General features: G+C 61.6%; 18 protein-coding genes. 5 read left to right on the forward strand and 13 right to left on the reverse strand.

What is annotated here, in order from left to right:
- Nucleotides 1–238: 238 nt before the first annotated feature.
- The 11 genes from CP49_RS25200 to CP49_RS25250 all read right to left on the reverse strand — a co-directional run bounded on the left by CP49_RS25200 (nucleotide 239) and on the right by CP49_RS25250 (nucleotide 11,724).
- Complete coding sequence (locus CP49_RS25200) at nucleotides 239–1,210, reverse strand: tripartite tricarboxylate transporter substrate-binding protein (RefSeq protein WP_057852868.1); 972 nt, start codon at nucleotides 1,208–1,210, stop codon at nucleotides 239–241.
- Nucleotides 1,211–1,238: 28 nt separating this feature from the next.
- The gene (locus tag CP49_RS25205) at nucleotides 1,239–1,949 is read right to left on the reverse strand and encodes a GntR family transcriptional regulator (RefSeq protein WP_057852869.1); all 711 of its coding nucleotides are present in this window, start codon (nucleotides 1,947–1,949) and stop codon (nucleotides 1,239–1,241) included.
- A 141-nt stretch (nucleotides 1,950–2,090) separates the two neighbouring features.
- Nucleotides 2,091–2,864, reverse strand: coding sequence for an SDR family oxidoreductase (locus tag CP49_RS25210; protein ID WP_156438643.1), 774 nt, complete (start codon nucleotides 2,862–2,864; stop codon nucleotides 2,091–2,093).
- Nucleotides 2,865–2,880: 16 nt separating this feature from the next.
- Entirely contained in the window at nucleotides 2,881–3,264 is a 384-nt protein-coding gene (locus tag CP49_RS25215) for a carboxymuconolactone decarboxylase family protein (protein WP_057852982.1), read from the reverse strand.
- Nucleotides 3,265–3,300: 36 nt separating this feature from the next.
- Nucleotides 3,301–4,536, reverse strand: a complete 1,236-nt coding sequence (locus tag CP49_RS25220; RefSeq protein WP_057852870.1) for an ABC transporter substrate-binding protein — start codon at nucleotides 4,534–4,536, stop codon at nucleotides 3,301–3,303.
- Between the two features lie 36 nt (nucleotides 4,537–4,572).
- A complete protein-coding gene (locus CP49_RS25225; RefSeq protein WP_156438644.1) occupies nucleotides 4,573–5,817 on the reverse strand; it encodes an ABC transporter substrate-binding protein in 1,245 nt (414 codons plus the stop codon).
- Between the two features lie 37 nt (nucleotides 5,818–5,854).
- Nucleotides 5,855–6,559, reverse strand: coding sequence for an ABC transporter ATP-binding protein (locus CP49_RS25230; protein WP_057852872.1), 705 nt, complete (start codon nucleotides 6,557–6,559; stop codon nucleotides 5,855–5,857).
- Nucleotides 6,546–8,327, reverse strand: a complete 1,782-nt coding sequence (locus tag CP49_RS25235) for a branched-chain amino acid ABC transporter ATP-binding protein/permease (RefSeq protein ID WP_197423230.1) — start codon at nucleotides 8,325–8,327, stop codon at nucleotides 6,546–6,548. Before CP49_RS25235 ends, CP49_RS25230 begins: the two co-directional genes overlap by 14 nt.
- 2 nt (nucleotides 8,328–8,329) lie before the next feature.
- Nucleotides 8,330–9,280: a branched-chain amino acid ABC transporter permease gene (locus CP49_RS25240; RefSeq protein ID WP_245310851.1), complete on the reverse strand. Its 951-nt coding sequence runs from the start codon at nucleotides 9,278–9,280 to the stop codon at nucleotides 8,330–8,332.
- Nucleotides 9,281–9,386: 106 nt separating this feature from the next.
- A complete protein-coding gene (locus CP49_RS25245) occupies nucleotides 9,387–10,784 on the reverse strand; it encodes an MmgE/PrpD family protein (RefSeq protein WP_057852874.1) in 1,398 nt (465 codons plus the stop codon).
- A 31-nt stretch (nucleotides 10,785–10,815) separates the two neighbouring features.
- Nucleotides 10,816–11,724 carry an NAD(P)-dependent oxidoreductase gene (locus tag CP49_RS25250; RefSeq protein ID WP_276326855.1) on the reverse strand — a complete coding sequence of 303 codons (909 nt, stop codon included), beginning with the start codon at nucleotides 11,722–11,724 and terminating at the stop codon, nucleotides 10,816–10,818.
- 164 nt (nucleotides 11,725–11,888) lie between these two features.
- On the opposite strand from CP49_RS25250, the gene CP49_RS25255 reads away from it, so the two are divergent.
- The 3 genes from CP49_RS25255 to CP49_RS25265 are packed head-to-tail and all read left to right on the forward strand — an operon-like array spanning nucleotide 11,889 to nucleotide 14,520.
- Nucleotides 11,889–13,232: an MmgE/PrpD family protein gene (locus CP49_RS25255; protein WP_057852876.1), complete on the forward strand. Its 1,344-nt coding sequence runs from the start codon at nucleotides 11,889–11,891 to the stop codon at nucleotides 13,230–13,232.
- A gap of 49 nt (nucleotides 13,233–13,281) precedes the next feature.
- Complete coding sequence (locus tag CP49_RS25260) at nucleotides 13,282–13,662, forward strand: carboxymuconolactone decarboxylase family protein (RefSeq protein WP_057852877.1); 381 nt, start codon at nucleotides 13,282–13,284, stop codon at nucleotides 13,660–13,662.
- A 24-nt stretch (nucleotides 13,663–13,686) separates the two neighbouring features.
- On the forward strand, nucleotides 13,687–14,520 hold the full coding sequence (locus tag CP49_RS25265) for an N-acyl homoserine lactonase family protein (RefSeq protein ID WP_057852878.1): 834 nt from the start codon (nucleotides 13,687–13,689) through the stop codon (nucleotides 14,518–14,520).
- Between the two features lie 61 nt (nucleotides 14,521–14,581).
- On the opposite strand, the gene CP49_RS25270 is transcribed toward CP49_RS25265, so the two are convergent.
- Entirely contained in the window at nucleotides 14,582–15,553 is a 972-nt protein-coding gene (locus CP49_RS25270) for a Bug family tripartite tricarboxylate transporter substrate binding protein (RefSeq protein WP_245310852.1), read from the reverse strand.
- A 245-nt stretch (nucleotides 15,554–15,798) separates the two neighbouring features.
- Entirely contained in the window at nucleotides 15,799–16,044 is a 246-nt protein-coding gene (locus CP49_RS25275; RefSeq protein WP_156438645.1) for a hypothetical protein, read from the reverse strand.
- 170 nt (nucleotides 16,045–16,214) lie between these two features.
- Here CP49_RS25275 and CP49_RS25280 point away from each other — a divergent pair, with 170 nt between their 5' ends.
- Together CP49_RS25280 and CP49_RS25285 are read left to right on the forward strand one after the other, a co-directional pair.
- The gene (locus CP49_RS25280) at nucleotides 16,215–16,397 is read left to right on the forward strand and encodes a hypothetical protein (protein ID WP_057852881.1); all 183 of its coding nucleotides are present in this window, start codon (nucleotides 16,215–16,217) and stop codon (nucleotides 16,395–16,397) included.
- 768 nt (nucleotides 16,398–17,165) lie between these two features.
- Entirely contained in the window at nucleotides 17,166–17,543 is a 378-nt protein-coding gene (locus tag CP49_RS25285) for an H-NS histone family protein (protein ID WP_057852882.1), read from the forward strand.
- Nucleotides 17,544–17,689 lie beyond the last annotated feature (146 nt).

Here is a 17,689-nt window from a genome sequence, read left to right on the forward strand (position 1 = left end):
TTTTATTGGGAGCGAGATCGCGTCGGTGCTCGCGGCTGTCTCCTCACTAAGATCGCAGGATGGCTTGCCGAGCCGTAGCTCGCGGATGCGCCCGCCTACGCCCAAGCGGGCTTCGGCGCGGCAGCCTTCACTCGCTTCGCGAGCGAAGGCTGGTGGGCCCGGCAGGACTCGAACCTGCAACCAGACCGTTATGAGTGGGAGGATCAGGCGAGGGCGGTTTGCCTGGCCGAGCCTGGATTCATTGCGGCTCGATACCTGCCTGCTTGATGATGCGAGACCATTTGTCGGTCTCGGTTCTGAGAAAGGCATCGAGCGCCGCGGGCGTGGCGCGTTCGTCCTCAACCGGCGTCATGCTGAGTTCGGCGAAGCGGTTGACCAAGGGCGGGTCCTTGAGCGCCTTTTTCAGCGCATCCACCAGCGCATCGACGATCGGCTTCGGCGTGTTGCGCGGCGCATACATGCCGTACCAGGTCGTCACGTCGAACGCCGGTACGCCGGCCTCCGCCGAGGTTGGCAGGTTCGGCAACGTCGATACGCGTTTCTTGCTCGTGATGGCATATCCCGGAATGGTGCCCGCCTGAATAAAGGGCGTCGGCCCGGTCGCGGGATCGCAATAGACGTCGATGTGACCAGCGAGGATGTCATTCAGCGCCGGTCCGCCGCCCTTGTAATAGACCGGCGTAAGCTTGGCTTGGACGGCGCTCATGAACATCAGCCCGCAAAGATGCGATGCAGACCCCAGGCCGACATTGCCGTAGGTGACCTTGTCGCCCTGGGCGCGCACGTGCGCGATCAGCTCTTTCAGATCCTTGGCGGGAAAGTTCGGACGCGCGATCAGGATCATCGGAACGTCGGTCACCAGGCCAATCGGTGCGAAGTCGCCGATCGGATCGAACGGCAATTTTGCATATAGCGCGGGCGCAGTGGCCTGGCCGACATGCATCAACAACAATGTGTAGCCGTCGGGCGGGGCCTTGGCGACCCGGTTGGTGCCGAGGGTGCCGCCGGCGCCGACGACGTTTTCGATGACGACGGCCTGCTTCAGCGTCGCGCTCATCGACGTTCCGAGCAGGCGCGCGATCACATCGCCTGGCCCGCCGGCAGAGAACGGAACGACGAGGGTGATCGGCCGGCTCGGATATTCCTGGGCGAATGTCGGGGTGACCTGTGAAAGCAACAGCAATAGCAGTACGCGCTTGAAAAACTTCATGGCTGCTTCCTATCGGGATGAGGTTCGCTCATTCGTTCAACTTCTCGTTCGATGCGGATGCCCGCTCGATCATGCTGAGCGCGGCCACCGCGGCCGCCTTCACATGATCGACGCAACACTGCTCGGCGAGGTCTGGGTCGCCGCTCTGGATGGCGCGCCAGATTGCTGTAACTTCGCGGAGGCTCTTGTTGATCCGCTTCGGCTGCGACATCGAGGTGATCCGCAACAGCGTGATGCGGTCGTGCAGCGGGCGAAGCATGCGCTCGATGAAGGCATTCTGGCAGCCGCCGATCAGCGCTGCATAGAACTCCGTCTTGGCTTCAAGCGCCATCATCAGGTCGGATTCGGCGAACGCGGCCTTCAGCTTGGTCAGCGCGTCCCCGATCTTGCGGACGACAACGGGGTCACGCAGGCGGGCGCATTCACGGCCGGCAAACCCTTCCAGGACGGCGCGGGCGGCGTAAAGCTGCTTGGCTTCCTCGAGGCTGATGGTGCTGACGACGGGGCCGCGATGCGGGACGGTCGCGACGAGACCGTCGGCTTCCAATGCCCGAAGCGCCTCGCGAATGGACGGCCGACTGACACCAGTCATCTCGCAAAGCTCCCGCTCGATCAGGCGCTCGCCCGGCTTGAATCTTCCGGACATGATTGCCTCGCGCAGCTTTTGCGCAACCATCGAGCGGACGGTGGGAACGCCCTCGATTCGCAGCGTGGATTGCAATTCAGCGCGCTTGTCCATTGCCTACCGCCTTCGTATCGGAATACCGATTCAGTAGCGATTTACGGGCAGAATCATCATTTCCGCAATCTGAACATGAGGTGGCTGGTCCCGTGCAAACACGGTCGACCGGGCGATATCCTCGGTGTGGAGTGTTGGTGCTCATGCGATGGACCAGCCTCCGTCGATCGGCAGCGTCGCGCCCGTGATGTCCTGCCCGGCCGGGCTGGACAGGAAGACAACCATTGCGCCCACGCTTTCCATGGCGACAAACCGCCCGGTCGGCTGCCGCGCCATCAGATAGTCGCGCGTTGCTTCGTCGACGGCGCGGCCTTCGCTCGCCGCGATCGATGCAATCTTGCCCTGGATGGCCGGCGTCGGAAGGACGCCCGGGCAGAGGGCGTTGCAGGTGATCCCGTCCCGTGTCGTCTCGATCGCGACTGCCCGGGTCATGCCGAGAATGGCGGTTTTCGTGGTCACGTAGTCGATGCGGTCGGCAATGGCGCGGCTCGCATAGATCGAGGCCATGTTGATGATGCGGCCCCAGCCACGCTGCTTCATGGCGGGCAGCGCGAGCCGGACCAGATGAAAGGGCGCCGACAGATTGACCGCCAGCGCCTCTTCCCAATGCTCCGGAGCAAATGTCTCGACCGGTGAAAAATGCCGGACCACGGCGTTGTTCACCAGGATATCGATGGCTCCGAGGCGCCCGAGTAGGTCGTCCATCATGGTTTCGATCGATGAACGTTGTGACAGGTCGGCGGCCACGCTTACGGCATCGACACCGAAACGGGAACGAAGACGATCCCGGGCCTCCCGGGGCTCAAGCAGGTCGTGCAGGGCAATATTGGCACCGGCGCCGGCCAGGCTCTCCGCCACGGCCAGCCCAAGGCCGGCTGTTGCGCCGGTGACGAGTGCCCATTTGCCCTGCAGCATCGGATCGGGCTCCTGTTTATTTCTTCTGGTCCAACTCGGCGAATACTTCCCGCGCGTTGCGGAAAGCATCGACGCCGGCCGGTACGCCGCAATAGATTGCAACCTGCATGAAGACCTCGCGTATCTCCTCGCGCGTCGCTCCGTTGGTCAGTGCGCCCCGAACGTGCGTCTTGAGTTCATGCGGCCGGTTCAGTGCGCACAGCATCGCCAGGTTGAGAAAGCTGCGGGTCTTGTGGCTAAGGCCATCGCGGCCCCAGACATAGCCCCAGCAATATTCCGTCGTGAGGTCCTGCATCGGCCGGTTGAAGTCGTCGGCCGAAGTGATTGCCTTGTCGACGAATTCATCGCCCAGGACGCTCTTGCGGATCTTGAGGCCTCGATCGTATGTCGCCTTGTCCATATCGGTATCCAATGTGTTGCGGTTGATGGCTACACGCTAGTTTTTGGGCCAGAACGGTTGGGCCAGCGCCAGTTGCGGAGGGAACACCGTGACGGGTACGCCGGATTGCCATTGCACGATGGTCATGCCGGCGCCGACGCGGCGGCCCTTTTCATCGAACTTGATTTCACCGAGCGGGTAATATTTGGAGGGACCGCCATCCATGGCGCGCAGGGCGTCGGCCACCGCGACGCGGTCGGCCTTGCCGGCCTTTTCGAGCGCGTCCTTGATCACCCACATGTCGCCATAGGTGGAGATCGCATTCTGCGTCATCCACGGTTCCTTGTAGCGGGTCTTGAGTTCGGCAATAAGGGCCTCGTGACCCTTGGCGCCCCAGCTTGCGACGCAGGTGAGCAGGCCTTGCAGCAATTCAGGGCTTACGGTCTGCAACATGTCGGGTTCGGCGATGGCGATGCCGAACGAGATCGTCGGAATCTTGCCTTGTCCCAAGCCGAACTCGTTCATCTTCTCGAGCAGTAGCTTGGCGTCGGAAATGACGGTCGGCAGGAAGAAGAGCAGGTCTGGTCTGGCTGAGCGGACTTTCTGGACCAGCGAGGTGGCATCGGCGAGCGGCGGGGTAAAGGTTTCGTCGACGGTCAGTTGGAGGCCGTTTTCGGCGAGCAGGCCGTCCCGCATCGCTTTGGCCGAGGAAACCGATGCCGCCGTGTTATCCGTGACGATCGCGACCGTCTTTGGCTTCTTGCCGGAAGCCGTCTCCGCAAGCTTCACGATCTGAGGCAGGGCCTGCTTTGCCTGCGAGCCGGCCGTTGCCGACGTCTGGAAGACATACTTGAAGCCCCGATCGGTAATCAGATCGGAATAGGAGAGGGTCAGGACCGGAAGATTGGCCCGCTCGGTCACTTCCGTGACGGCAAGCGTGAATGAACTGAGATAGGCGCCGCTCGCCGCCACAAGGTCGGGCTCCTGGGCGACCATCCGTTGCGCGGCATTCTTGGCCTTCTCTGTCGTATCGCCGGAATCAAGTACGACCAGTTTCAGCTTGGCACCGCCGAGCGATTTGATGCCGCCTTGCGCGTTGATGTGATCCACCGCCATCTCGGCGCCTTGTCGCATCACCGTACCCGGGCGGGCATAAAGGCCGGAAACCGGCACCAACAATCCGACCTTGACCTCGGAAGGCTGCTGCGCCCATGCGCGAGAAGAGATCAGGCCGGCGGATGCACCGGCGAGCAGGCTGCGCCGCGTCAATGCGGCCCGGGTAGCTCTTGTCATCGCTAATCCTCCCTGAAGTTTTTGAACGCGTTACGGTCAGGACTTCTTCGGCCAGAATGGCGCAGCCAATGCGAGATCGGACGGATAGACTGTGACGGGCACGCCGGACTGCCACTGCGCGATCACCACGCCGGCGCCGACGCGGCGGCCCTTCTCGTCGAACTTGAGCTGGCCGCCCGGGTAGTGCTTCGACGGACCGCCGTCCATGGTCCGGAACGCCTGTGCAACGGCAAGGCGATCGGCCTTTCCGGCTTGTTCGAGCGCTGCCTTCATCAGCCACATATCGCCGTAGGTCGAGATGACGTTCTGCGTCATCCAGGGCTCCTTGTATTTTGCCTTCAACTCGGCGATCAGCGCCTCGTGGCCCTTCGAGCCCCAGTTGGCGACCACCGTCATGATGCCCTGAACGGCTTCCGTGCTGACGCTTTGCAGCATGTCGGGCTCGGCGATCGTGATGCTGAAGGAGACGGTCGGGATCTTGCCTTGGCCGAGCCCGAACTCGTTGATCTTTTCCAGGCCGAGCTTGGCGTCGGAAATGGCGTTGGGCATGAACAGCAGCAGATCTGGACGCGCCGACCTGACCTTCTGGATCAGCGGCGTCGCATCGGAAAGCAGGGGCGTCCATACTTCTTCCACGACGAGCCGAAGGCCTTCCTGCGCGAAGATTTTCTCCTTCAGCGCCTTGGCGGTCGCAACTGACGTCGCCGTATTGTCCATCAGCATCGCTACCGTCTTCGGGCGTTTGCCGGATGCGGCCTCGGCAAGCTTCATCAGTTCAGGCAGGCCGAGTTCCGACTGCCGGCTTGCGGGCGCTGCGGTCTGGAAGATGAATTTGAAGCCGCGCTCGGTCAGCAGGTCCGAATAGGACAATGTGAGCATCGGCAGCTCGGCGCGTTCGGTCACCTCGGTCACCGCCAGCGTAAACGAGCTGAGATACGAGCCGGTCGCCGCAACCAGGTCCGGCTCCTGCGCCACCATGCGCTGCGCCGCATTCTTGGCCTTTTCAGTGGTATCGCCGCAATCGATCACAATCAGCTTGAGCTTGGCGCCGCCGAGCGATTTGATGCCGCCTTGAGCGTTGATGTGCTCGATGCCCATCTCTGCGCCCATCCGCATCACCTGGCCCGGCCGGGTGTAAATGCCCGACAGCGGCACGATCAAGCCGACCTTGACCTCGGCAGGTTGCTGCGCGCGCGCCATCGTCGACAGTCCCATGGCGGCGGCACCGGAGAGCACGGTTCGCCGCGTCAACGATGTCTTCGACATATTGGCCTCGCCCATTTTCGTTCTCCCAATGGTGTTATTGATCGTTTGTTGGTTACATGCCGAGATAGGCCTTGCGGATGCGGTCGTCCGCCCGCAAGGTTTGGTTGTTGCCTTCGAGTGCGACGCGGCCTGCTTCGAGAACGTAGCCGTGGTCGGCCGATTCCAGCGCCTCCGCCACGCGCTGTTCGACCAGCAGGATGGTGAGGTTCGATTGCCGCCGGATCTCGATCAGCCGTTCGAAGATGAAATCCGCGATGGTTGGCGCGAGGCCCATCGAGGGCTCATCCAGCATCAGGAGTTTCGGCGAGGAGGCGAGCCCGCGGCCGATCGCCAGCATCTGCTGCTGTCCGCCGGACAGTGTTCCTGCGAACTGGCCGCGGCGTTCGGCGAGGATCGGCAGCCATTCGAAGATGCGCTCGATATTGTGTTTCCAGTCGCGCTGACCGGCCTCGGTCATCGCGCCCATTTCGAGATTTTCCATCACCGTGAGCGACGGAAAAACTTGACGGCCTTCCGGGACATGGGCGATGCCGAGATGCGCGCGCTGCGCGGGCCGGATCGACAGCAGGTCTTGATTGGCGAACCTGATCGTACCGGTGCTCGGACGCACGATGCCGGAAATCGTCTTGAACAGGGTGGTCTTGCCGGCGCCGTTCGGTCCGACGATAGCGACGAACTGGCCTTCCTCGACCTTGATCGAGACGTCGTTCAAGACCGGGATCGAATAGCCTGATGTCAGCCCTTCAATGTGGAGCATGGGCCATCCATTTCTTGCCGAGATAGGCTTCGATGACGCGGCTGTCGCGGGTGACGGCCTCCGGCTCGCCCTCGACGATAACGGCGCCGTGGTCGAGCACGAGGAAACTGTCGACCAGGCGAACCATGGCCTGCATGGTGTGCTCGATGATGGCGATCGTCATGCCGTCGCGGGCCAGCCGCTGGATTACGGCTACGACCTCGTTCGCTTCGTCATGGCCGAGGCCCGCGAGCGTCTCGTCCAGCAGGAGGATGCGCGGTTGTCCGGCCAATGCGCGGGCGAGCTCCATCAGCCGCAATTCCTTGGTGGTGAGTTCGCCGGCGATGCGGTCGGCGATCTCGGACAGGCCGACGCGGGCAATCGCCTCAGTCGCCAGCCGTCTTGCCTCGGCATCGGTCTTGGCGCGGACATAGGCGCCGACCACAACGTTGTCCGAGATCGACATGCGCAGGAACGGTCGCATGATCTGGAAGGTGCGGCCGATGCCGGCCTCGCAGAGCTCATGCGGCTTGCGGCCGGACATCTCGCGTCCGTCGAGGAGAATCTCGCCCGTACCTGGCCGCAGGAATCCGTTCAACAGGTTGAACAGCGTGGTCTTGCCGGCGCCGTTGGGACCGATGATGCCGAGGATCTCGTTTCGCCGCAGCTTGAAGCTGACATCCTGAACGGCTTTCAATCCGCCGAAGGAGCGCGACAGGTTACGTACTTCGAGGACGACGTCGCCCGTTCCCGGGAATCGTTCCGAACGCGATGGCGCCGGCGCGGAGGGAACGGCGGCGGCCGGGATATCCGGGCCGCTCGATGTTTTCGCGGCAGGCGATGCCGACCGCTTGCGCAGGAAGTCACGCACTTTCCAAAACAGGCCCTCAGGCGCGAGAAGGATGACGCATATGATGGCGAGGCCGTAGATCACGCCCTGAATGCCGGGAAAGCGCGAGCCTGCTTCGGCGTTGAGCGTTTCGGCCAACGGGATCAGGATCACGGATCCGATCACCGGACCCCAGACCGTTCCAACACCGCCGAACATGGCGACCGTCAGCGCCTGGGCCGATACCAGCATGCCGAATACGGATTGTGGGGTCACCACCAGCAGCACGACCGCGTAGAATCCGCCGACCGCTCCGGCGATGGCTCCGCTGAGCGTGACGGCACGGAGTTTCCAGGCCAGCGTGTTGATTCCCGCGCCTTCCGCGGCGGCTTCGTTTTGTTTGATCGCAAGCAGCGCCATGCCGAAGCGCGACCGCTCGATCGCCCGTGTCAGCAGGATCGTAGCGAGCATCATCGCCAGCGCCAGCAGTGTGTAGAGACGGTGATCGGCGAATTGCATATAGGCGATCGGATTGTCGCGTTTTATTGGCAGCGTAACTTCCTGAAGGCCGAGCCATTCAAACACATAGAGAATGGCGAGCGGGTAGGCGAGCATCGCCAGCGCGAAGTAGTGGCCCTGCAGGCGGAAAGTCGGAAAGCCGATCAGCAGTCCGGCGATGCCGCCAAGGATGGCTGCGATGGGGATCATGATCCACGGCGACAGATCGAAATGGATCTGTCCGAGCACGACGGCATAGGCTCCGAGGCCGAAGAAAGCCGCGTGACCGAACGAGATCAATCCGGTGTATCCACTAAGCAGGTTCCACGACAGGCCGAATATCGCCCAGACCGGCACCAGCGTCATGACGAGCTGGTAATAGGAATTGGTCACGCTCAGCGACACCGCCGCATAGAGCGCGGTGAAGACAATGATAGGCAGCAGCGATCGCCAGCCACGCATGGTCACGTCCTCTCGACCATGCGCCCGAAGAAACCTTGCGGGCGGAAAAAGATGATCAGGAGAAACACGACGAAGATCGCGGCGTTCTGCAATTGCGTCGGAAGGATCAGCGTCGACATCTGCTGGACCAGGCCGATCGTCATGCCGCCCCAGAAGGCGCCGATGATGCTGCCCATGCCGCCGAGCACGACGCCGGCATACATGACGATGACGTATTCGACGCCGACAAAGGGGTGAAATGGATAGTTTGTGGCGAGCAGGCCACCCGCGATCGCGGTGATACCAGTGCCGAGCGCGAAGGCAATGCGGTGCGCGCGGTCAACGTCGATACCCATATAGGTCGCCGCGGTGGGGTTGTCGGCCGCGGCGCGCAGCGACTTTCCGATCCGCGACCGCGTGATCATTAGCGTCAGCAGCAACATCGTCACCAGCGAAACAACCGCGTCTATCCCGCGCGCCTTGTTGATGAAGACGCTGACGTCATAAAATAACGGTCCAAGCTCCCACGCCGAACTCGACAGCGGCGTCCGGATCGAGGCAAGCACCGAACCGAACACGAGCAGACCGCCGTTCTGCAGGATCAGCGCGATCCCGAGCGTCAGGATGAGCTGGGCATAATGCCCCTCTCCCTCGAGCGAAGAGGTGCGCGTGCCTGATACGCGTGAGATCAGGGTAAGGTGGACGAAGTAGCCGAAGACGGCCAACACCGGGCCGGCCAGCAGGATCGCGACGAACGGTCCAAAGGTGTTGCCGAACGTGGCCTGCACGCCGAGCGCAGTGAAGAAATAGAACGCCGCGTACATGCCGAGCATCATGAAATCGCCCTGGGCAAAATTGATCACCCGCATAACGCCGAAGATCAGCCCGAGCCCGACGCACATCAGGCCGTAGACCGCGCCGATAAGGAGGCCGGCGGACAACGCTTGCAGAAAACCTTCCAGCACCTGTGTCACCGACGACCTCGTGCGGCGTTGGCATTCGTCTTCGGTGCGCTGGCCGATGTCGAGTGCGCCTCAGGTTTGAACATTTCGCTCCACATTTCCTGCTTGCTCATATTGGTCATGATGCCGGCCGCAACTGCCGTTCGCTTGGTTCGGACCGGCAGCAGGCTGCGATGACGCGGCTGTCCGGAAGCGATGCGCAATCGTCGACAAGTCCTTCGAGAAGCAGCGCGCGCTTGTCGCCGATCACGCCGGTCGCAGCAGTTCGAAAGCGCGTGCGGATCTCTTCCGGCGTCGCGGCAATGACATTGTCGAGGCGCTGATCGACGGCGTTTCCGTCGCGCAAGGTAACGCGTATCTCGGCGCCCTGCTTGGCCGGGAATGCGGCGGTGAGGTGCGGCTCGCTTTGCAGGCTGGTTCGCTCGACGAGGCGAAGAATTCTGATGTCGTCGATGTCAGCGTAATTGGCCTCTTCGAGCGCGCCGCGCGCGAGCACGGCAGCGACGCTGAAGGGGATGCTCATCTTCGCCTGCAACGCGTTGCGGAACGGGCCTTTGAAATCGCAGCCGGGATAGTCGGCCGCGGCCTCGGGGAAGCGGATCGAAACTGTCGCGATGTCGTCCGCCGTTCCTATGTCGCGCACGGCACGCAAGGCTGCTTGTGCCGCGGTCTGGGCAAAATTGCACGCGGGCGCCGGCTTGTTATAGACCGCCATGATCTCGGGCCGCGCGCCCGCGAACAACCGGATGCTGGCGGGGGCAGGCTGCCGGCGGAAGGCTGCGAATAGTCCGGCTTCGCCCTCGAGGATCGTTTCCGAGGCGCGGGCACCGGCTTCGGCCAGTTCGATCGCGGCAATCGCGTTGCGCGCAGCGAAACCCGGGTGGAAATACATCTCGGAGCCGCCGGCACGCGGCCATTCGTTCAGGCCGGATGATGTATTGGCGGCAATGGCGACCGCACTCGTTACGGCATCCTCGGTGAGACTGAGGGCACAACTTCCCGCTAACGCTGCGCCGAGCGGCGCCACCAGGCCGGTCGGCCGGTAGAGGCGGGCGAGGTCGGCCGTAACGAGTGCGCGGCCGATTTGCGCGCCGGCCTCATAGCCGATGATCGCGGCGCCAAGGAAATTCGCCCCGGACAACAATGTTCGCTCCGACAGGGCAAGCAGGATCGGCCAGATCACCACGCCGTGGTGGCAGATGCTGGCGGCATGCATGTCCTCGCGCACCAGGCCGTGGCCCATCGTCGCATTGGCGAAGGCGGCATCGCCCGGCGCGGCAAGCGAGCCGGTCCCGATGATGGTCGCGCCATTTGCCACCTGCCGCGCGATGCCGATCGCCTGGCGGCTCCAGGGGTGATTGCGGGCCTCGAAAGCACAGGAGAGAAAGTCCAGCAGGCAGATTTTGGCCTTCTCAACGACGTCCTGATCGAGACGGCCGGCATCGACGGCAAGCGCGTCGCGCGCGAACGCTCGCGCCATCGATACTTCGCCTGGTCCGATCGATCCGACCGTCACGCTGCGGCTCCCTTTCGACGATGGCGTCGGCCTACCCACGCATCTGCACGCCGGCCCACTCTTCCAGCACTTTCGCGATCGATGTGAAGTCGGACGACGCGCCATATTTGGCATTGGTGATCGCAAGCATCTGCCGCACCACGGAGCCGCAGACCATCGGAACGCCCATGGCTTCGGCTTCGTCGACGCAGAGCCGCACGTCCTTGTAGGAAAGGCCGGTGGTAAAGCCGAAGTCGAACGTGCCGGGAAGCACCGCGCGGGGGAATTTGTCTTCGGATGCGCTGTTGCGTCCGCTGCTGGCGTTGATGATATCGATCAGCACTTTGGCGTCGACGCCGCCCTTGACGCCCATCGCCACCGCTTCGGAGGTGATGACCAGAGCGGCCGCCGCCATCAGATTGTTGGCGAGCTTCGCGGTCTGAGCCGTACCCGGCTTGTCGCCGGTGTAAAACAGCTTTCCAAAATGCTTCAGGATAGGCTGAACCTTGTCATAGGTCGCCTGCGGGCAGGAGACCATCACGGCGAGCGTGCCATTTACCGCGCCCTTGATGCCGCCGCTGACGGGCGCATCGACCAGCGTGATGTTCCGGGCTTCGAATCCATTCGCGATCGCCTTGGCGGCGCCAGGTCCGGTGGTGGACAGATCGATAAGAATGGTGGCGCGGTTGCCGGCAACGATTCCATCAGGGCCTAATGCCACGGCCTTGACGATATCGGGGGTCGGCAGGCTCGCCAGCACGATGTCTGCGCTGGACGCGACTTCGGCGGGCGATTTCGCCAGCCGCGCGCCGCGCGCAACCAGCGGCTTGGTCGCTTCGGTCTGCGAATCGTAAACGCATAGCGAATAGCCGGCGTCGAGCAGGCGTCCGGCCATAGGTCCGCCCATGCGGCCCGTTCCGACAAAGCCGATTGTTTCTGCTGCCATGGTTCGCTCCCTGATGCGCCGCAAGCGCTCTTCTTGTTATTGGCGCCGCCGGGGTTCCCGGCCGCGTTTGACCAAATGTCCAGATTGTCAGTTAATCTGTCAAGCATAAGATTCCGGTCGACAGGGCGCGGCGCGGCGGAATAGGATTGGAGAAACAGGCTCACGGGGAAATTTGCTCAGTGCGGCAAGATGAAGCGCAAGGCGCCGGCACGACGCTCGCCAGTTTCGTTGCCGGTACGACGTGGACGGATGTCGCGGGGCAAAGTCACGAAGCGAAACGCTCGATCCTGAACTTCTTTGCAACCGCCTTGGGTTCGGCCCACGACCCCGCGGTCACCGCTGCCTTGCGCGTGCTTTCGCCGTTCAGCGGTGTCGCAACATCTGCGGTCATCGGCCGTCCGGAACGGCTGGATGCGATGGGCGCAGCGTTCGCCAACGCGGTGTCAGCCAATCTGCTCGATTTCGACGATACCCATCTGGACACGATCATTCATCCGGCTGCCCCAGTCGCAGCTCCGGTCCTGGCCTTGGCGCAGGCGCGAGGATTTTCGGGGCGGGACGTTCTCACGGCATTCATTCTCGGCGTGGAGATCGAGTGCCGCGTCGGCAACGCGGTGTCTCCCGGACATTATGCGCGCGGCTGGCATATTACTTCGACCTGCGGCGTGTTCGGAGCCGCCGCCGCCAGCGGCAAGCTGCTCGGCCTGTCGGCAGACCAGATTTCCAATGCGCTTGGAATTGCTGCAAGCCAATCGGCCGGGATCGTCGAGAATCTCTCCAGCGCCGCCAAGAACGTCAGCGTCGGCAATGCGGCGCGCAACGGCCTGTTTGCCGCATTGCTTGCGGCTGAGGGCTACTCCGCATCGCCCTTCGCCATTGAAGGCTCGCTCGGTTGGGCGCGCGCCATGGGAGATGAGCCCGATCTTGCGCGGCTGACGGGAGGTCTGGGCAAGACCTGGGAGATCGCCAAGAACACCTACAAGCCCTATCCCGCGGGCATCGTGTTTCATGCGGTGATCGATGCCTGCTTCAGATTACGGGAAAGGCTGGGCTCGCACATCGAGGATATCGCCTCCATCACGGTGCAGGGCTCCGCACTCTTGCTGGCACGCGGTGATCGGCCGGTCCGCAACGAACGCGACGCACGCGTCAGCATCCATCACTGCGCCGCCTGCGCCTTGTTGCTAGGAGCCGCTGGCATCACGGAGTTCTCGGCGGCGATGGTATTTCGCCCGGACCTGGTGTCGTGGCGTCAGAAGGTGAGGGCGGAGCTCGATGGCTCACTTCCGGATGGCGCCGCGCGCGTCGTGATTCAATTGACGTCGGGAGAGGCGCTGAGCGAGATCGTGATGGCGGCAAAGGGCAGTCTTGCCGATCCGCTGTCGGATCGTGCTATCGAAGCCAAGCTGCGTGATTGTGCGCGGCTGGGCGAAAGCGACTGGGATATCGATCGCATCATCGATGGCGTTTGGCGTATCGATACGCTTGATGACATATCGGGCCTGATGGGGGTGGGGCGCTGAGTCGCGCTGCCTTGAAAGACAGCACTCAAACAAACGGAAGGAACCAGTGATGAGCGAGTTGTTCGAAAAGGGATTGAAGATTCGCAAGGAAGTGCTCGGCGAGGATTACGTCAACAAATCCATGGCAGGCGCCGACGAATTCACCCGGACGATGGCGGAGTGGTCGACCGAATTCTGCTGGGGCGCATTGTGGGCCCGGCCGGGGCTCGATCGCCGGACGCGCAGCATCGTCAATCTTGCGATGCTTGGCGCGCTCAACCGGCCGCATGAGTTGAAGCTGCATGTCAAGGGCGCGCTGAAAAACGGTCTCACCAAGGACGAGATCAAGGAGATCCTGCTCCAGGTCGCCGTCTATTGCGGTGTGCCGGCAGGGATCGACGCTTTCCGTAACGCGCGCGAGGCGTTCAACGAAGCCGAAGGCAAGTCATGACCTGCCGGTCTGTCAGGGAATAGCATGGCCGAGCCGGAATACGAACTCTTCGCCATTCGCTACGCCACCCGCGATGCACGGCGGAGTGAGCATTTCATCGGCGGCGACCCGCACGACGGGCCGATGCCGATGGACTATTTCATGTGGCTGGCAAGAGGGGGAGGTCGTACCTTCGTCATCGACACCGGATTCAACGCGGAAGTATCGACGAGACGGAAACGGACATATCTGCGCTGTCCCGTGGAGACGCTCAGTGCGTTCGATATCTCTGCGAGTGCGGTCGAGGATGTCATTCTCACCCATTTGCACTACGACCATGCGGGAAATTTCGACCGATTCCCGAACGCGCGTTTCCATCTTCAGGAGCGCGAACTTGCCTATGCCACGGGGCGCTTCATGCGCTATCCGAGGTTGTCGCATTCATTCGAGGTCGAGGACGTCTGCGGGATCGTACGGCTCAACTATGCGCGCCGCGTCTTGTTCTACGATGGCGACGCCGAGCTCGCTCCCGGCCTCTCGGTACACGCGGCAGGCGGCCATTCGGCCGGGCTTCAATTCGTTCGCGTCAGGACCCGCCGGGGGTTCGTCGTGCTCGCTTCCGACGTCAGCCATTTTTACGAGAACATGGCGAGCGAACGTCCGTTTACCACCGCGCTTCATATCGGCGAAATGCTGGAAGGGTTCGACCGGCTGCGGGCGTTGGCGCCGGATGAGAGCCATATCGTCCCGGGGCATGATCCGCTGGTTATGAAGCTTTATCCGGCGCCGAGTCAGGAACTCGAGGGCATCGCAGTGCGCCTCGACGTGCCGCCATCGGGCGCGGCTCCGGTTCGCGCCGACTATGCGTCGGAGCACTAGCCAAGGTCGTTGCACTCCCAACGGAAGCGAATGTCTTCAACGAGCGATACACTGGCCGCGCCTATTTCTCCATCGCAGCTCTTAGGATCGGCATCAGACGCGCGGATTCGCTTCTGATCAGGTCGGCGAGGGGCTTTGGTCCGCGGCGGCCTGGCTCCACGATGTCGGCGCCGAGATCCGCCAACCGCTTTTGCACCGATTCCTCGCTGAGGCCTTTATCCAGCGCCTCCGCGAGCTTCTCGATAACTGATTGCGGCGTGCCGCTGGGCACGAACACCCCGTAAAACGGTGCGCAGTCGAATTCGGGCAGGCCTTGTTCGTAAGACGTTGGCACATCCGGTAGCATCGGGCTGCGTTTCCGGGCCGCGACCGCCAGTGCCTTGACGGCGCCGGCTCGCACCTGGCTCAACGTTCCGAGCACGGGATCGCATTCATAGTCGATTTCACCCGCCAGCATTGCATTCAACACCGGGGCCGTGCCGGTGAACGGGACCATGGTCGGCTTGATGCCGATCGCAGCGTTGAGAAGGAGGCAGCCGATGTACGACACCGAGCCAAGTCCGGCGTGTCCGGCATTGAGCTTGCCTGAGTTGGATTTCGCATAGGCGACAAATTCGGCGAGGTTGTTGGCAGGGAAATCTTTGCGGACGACCAGCAGTTCGGGGTACTCGGCGCTTAATCCAATCGGCTCGAAATCCTTTTGCGGATCGTAACCCAGATTTGGATAGAACGCCGGCGCAAGCGCATTTGTGCCCAGGTGCCCGGAAAGAATGGTGTAACCATCGGCCGCGGCACGGGCCGCTCGAAGCGCGCCAAGGGTGCCGCCGGCACCTCCGACATTCTCCACCACAAACTTCTGATTGAGATGACGGCTAAAGATATCGGCGACGATCCTGCCCGTGATGTCGGCCGGCCCGCCGGCTGCAAAGGGAACGATGATCGTAACGGTTCTTGCCGGATAATCCTGGGCCTGCGCACCATTCATTCCGGCTATTGCAAGAAGAACAGCCGCCGCCATCAAAAGCTTTGCCACTTGTCGCCTCCCTGAAGCTATTTTTGTTGTAACCATAGGCTGGTTTCGCCGACAGGCAAGTCGCCCATGCGGCAGCTTCAGCAGCCAAGCATCGTCGCTACAGGGACGTTAGGATCATCATGGCAATCGCGATAGCGATTAGTGGTTTACTTTCATCCATGTGGTGCGCTGGCGATCCAAAGAATAAAGCCGCCAAGCGGAATATACTCGCCTGACGGCTTCGCCGAGGGGCGAGGCGGTTTGCTTCAGACCGCGCGGCTATGCGTTGCGACAGAATGCGCAAGATGGGCATCGAACGCCGATGCGACGCTTGGCACCAGGAATTCAGCGCCGTCGCTGATGGAAAGCCCATCGTCAATGATCGTCACGGCGCCGTCAGCGATGAGGCTTTCGATCCGCGAGGGATCGACGATCGCGGATCGCAGGTCCCAGCCGTGCAACCGGGATACTCGGGGCAGGTTAACCGCAAGGTCGCACATGATGGTTGGCAAGAGCCCTTCTCAAGCTCGTCTCGTTGTATGATTGGTAACCTTCACGCGAAAGCTTAATGCCAAGTTTGCTTGCGACGTCTTCCGGCGCCGATAAAGTTGCATTATAAGGGATGCAAGGCATACGAGCCAAATTGCAGATATCTCTTCGCATTGGTTTTTGAGATAAAGCGATGAAGAAGCCTAAAAGCATTGCCGATCAGTTTCAGGAACTGAAGAAGCTCCGTATCAGCGTCGGTCGAGCTGAAATGGCTGCGGCGCGGAAGGATGAGAAAATCGCTAAGCGGAAAAATGACTTTTCGCGTTCAAAGAAACAGGCACCGGCCCGCAGAGCTTTGAAGGACTTGGGGACCTAGATCGCACGCCAAAGGCAAGGAACATCCGATCTAAGGGGATGCCGGCTTATGAAATAGGCCAAGCCACTGCGTACTTATACCTGGCAATTCATCTCTGCCTGACGCCTCTCTCAGTATTCAAGCTGATTGCGATCGATTATTTCCTCATTGAATGCATCGTGGCACGCGGTCTAGGGCTTTACATGGTTCGTCGCTAAGCGGACCATTGTAATACGCAGCGGCGACGGTTGCGCAATTTCCTGCTCAGTCGCAATCGAAAACAAAGGCAAGGCCCTGTTCGCACTCTGCGCGATCAACCGCTGGATGTGCAGCCGGGTTGATCAGGATATCGAAATTCGGTCGAACGCAGTTCATCAAGGCAAGTGCAAACTTGCCTCGTCACCTTGAGCATGCGGCGCCCAAATCGTAGAGTTCCTGGCGCGCCTCCTTATAGTCCATCTCACGCTTCGCGCGGTGGGCCGATTAAGACTAGCAGACGTCTTGCAATTCTCTCCGCCTTTGTTGGCTATGCGCTTGAAAGCCGTTGATCCACACGCACGGGAGCATACGCGATGGGGGTTGCCGAACGAACGTAGGCTCTCCCTGAATACCACAAAAGCGGTAATCACCTTGGTCTGGAGCCAGGACGGGTTACCCGCTGCGCCCGTCACGACTTGACTATCATTCCGCGCGCAGACTACGAGCGGTGGAGGCGGCACGGTGGGTTGAATGCCGGTTGATACATAATATGTTATGGTATACGCGAATCGGAACCATTGTTGAGCGCCCATGGACAAGTCGAAACTCGAGGCGATGCCTCTTGATGATCTGTGGTCTCTTCACGAGCAACTCACCGCTCTCTTATCCAAGCGGATCATTGCGGAAAAGCGTCAGCTTGAAGAGAGGCTAACCCAACTCAATCGTGGAAAAATCGCGCAAGCATCGGCGGCTGTCGAGGTGAAATCAACCAAAGCAGGTCGCAAGAGCGCGCGGCGCCATTATCCAAAGGTTTTCCCAAAATATCGGAATCCAGCGGTGCCGTCAGAAACCTGGTCTGGACGTGGTAAGCAGCCGCGATGGCTAGTTTCCGCTTTGAAGGCCGGCGGCAGGATTGAGGACTTCAAGATCCCCAGTGCGCAGCAAGGTAAGGTGAGAGCGCAGCGTTGATCGGAGCCTAGAGTAAATCTCTGCCCTCGGTCATCCAAACCGCCGCAGAGCGCAAGGCTCCCGCGTCCTGATTGGCTTGTAGTCTTCGGTTGGGGGCCTCCAGCCATTTACCTTTCCCTGAACTGCGAAAGGCGCAATGGGCTGCC

Origin of the sequence: Bradyrhizobium valentinum, from assembly GCF_001440405.1 — a bacterium.
Classification (GTDB): Bacteria; Pseudomonadota; Alphaproteobacteria; order Rhizobiales; family Xanthobacteraceae; genus Bradyrhizobium; species Bradyrhizobium valentinum.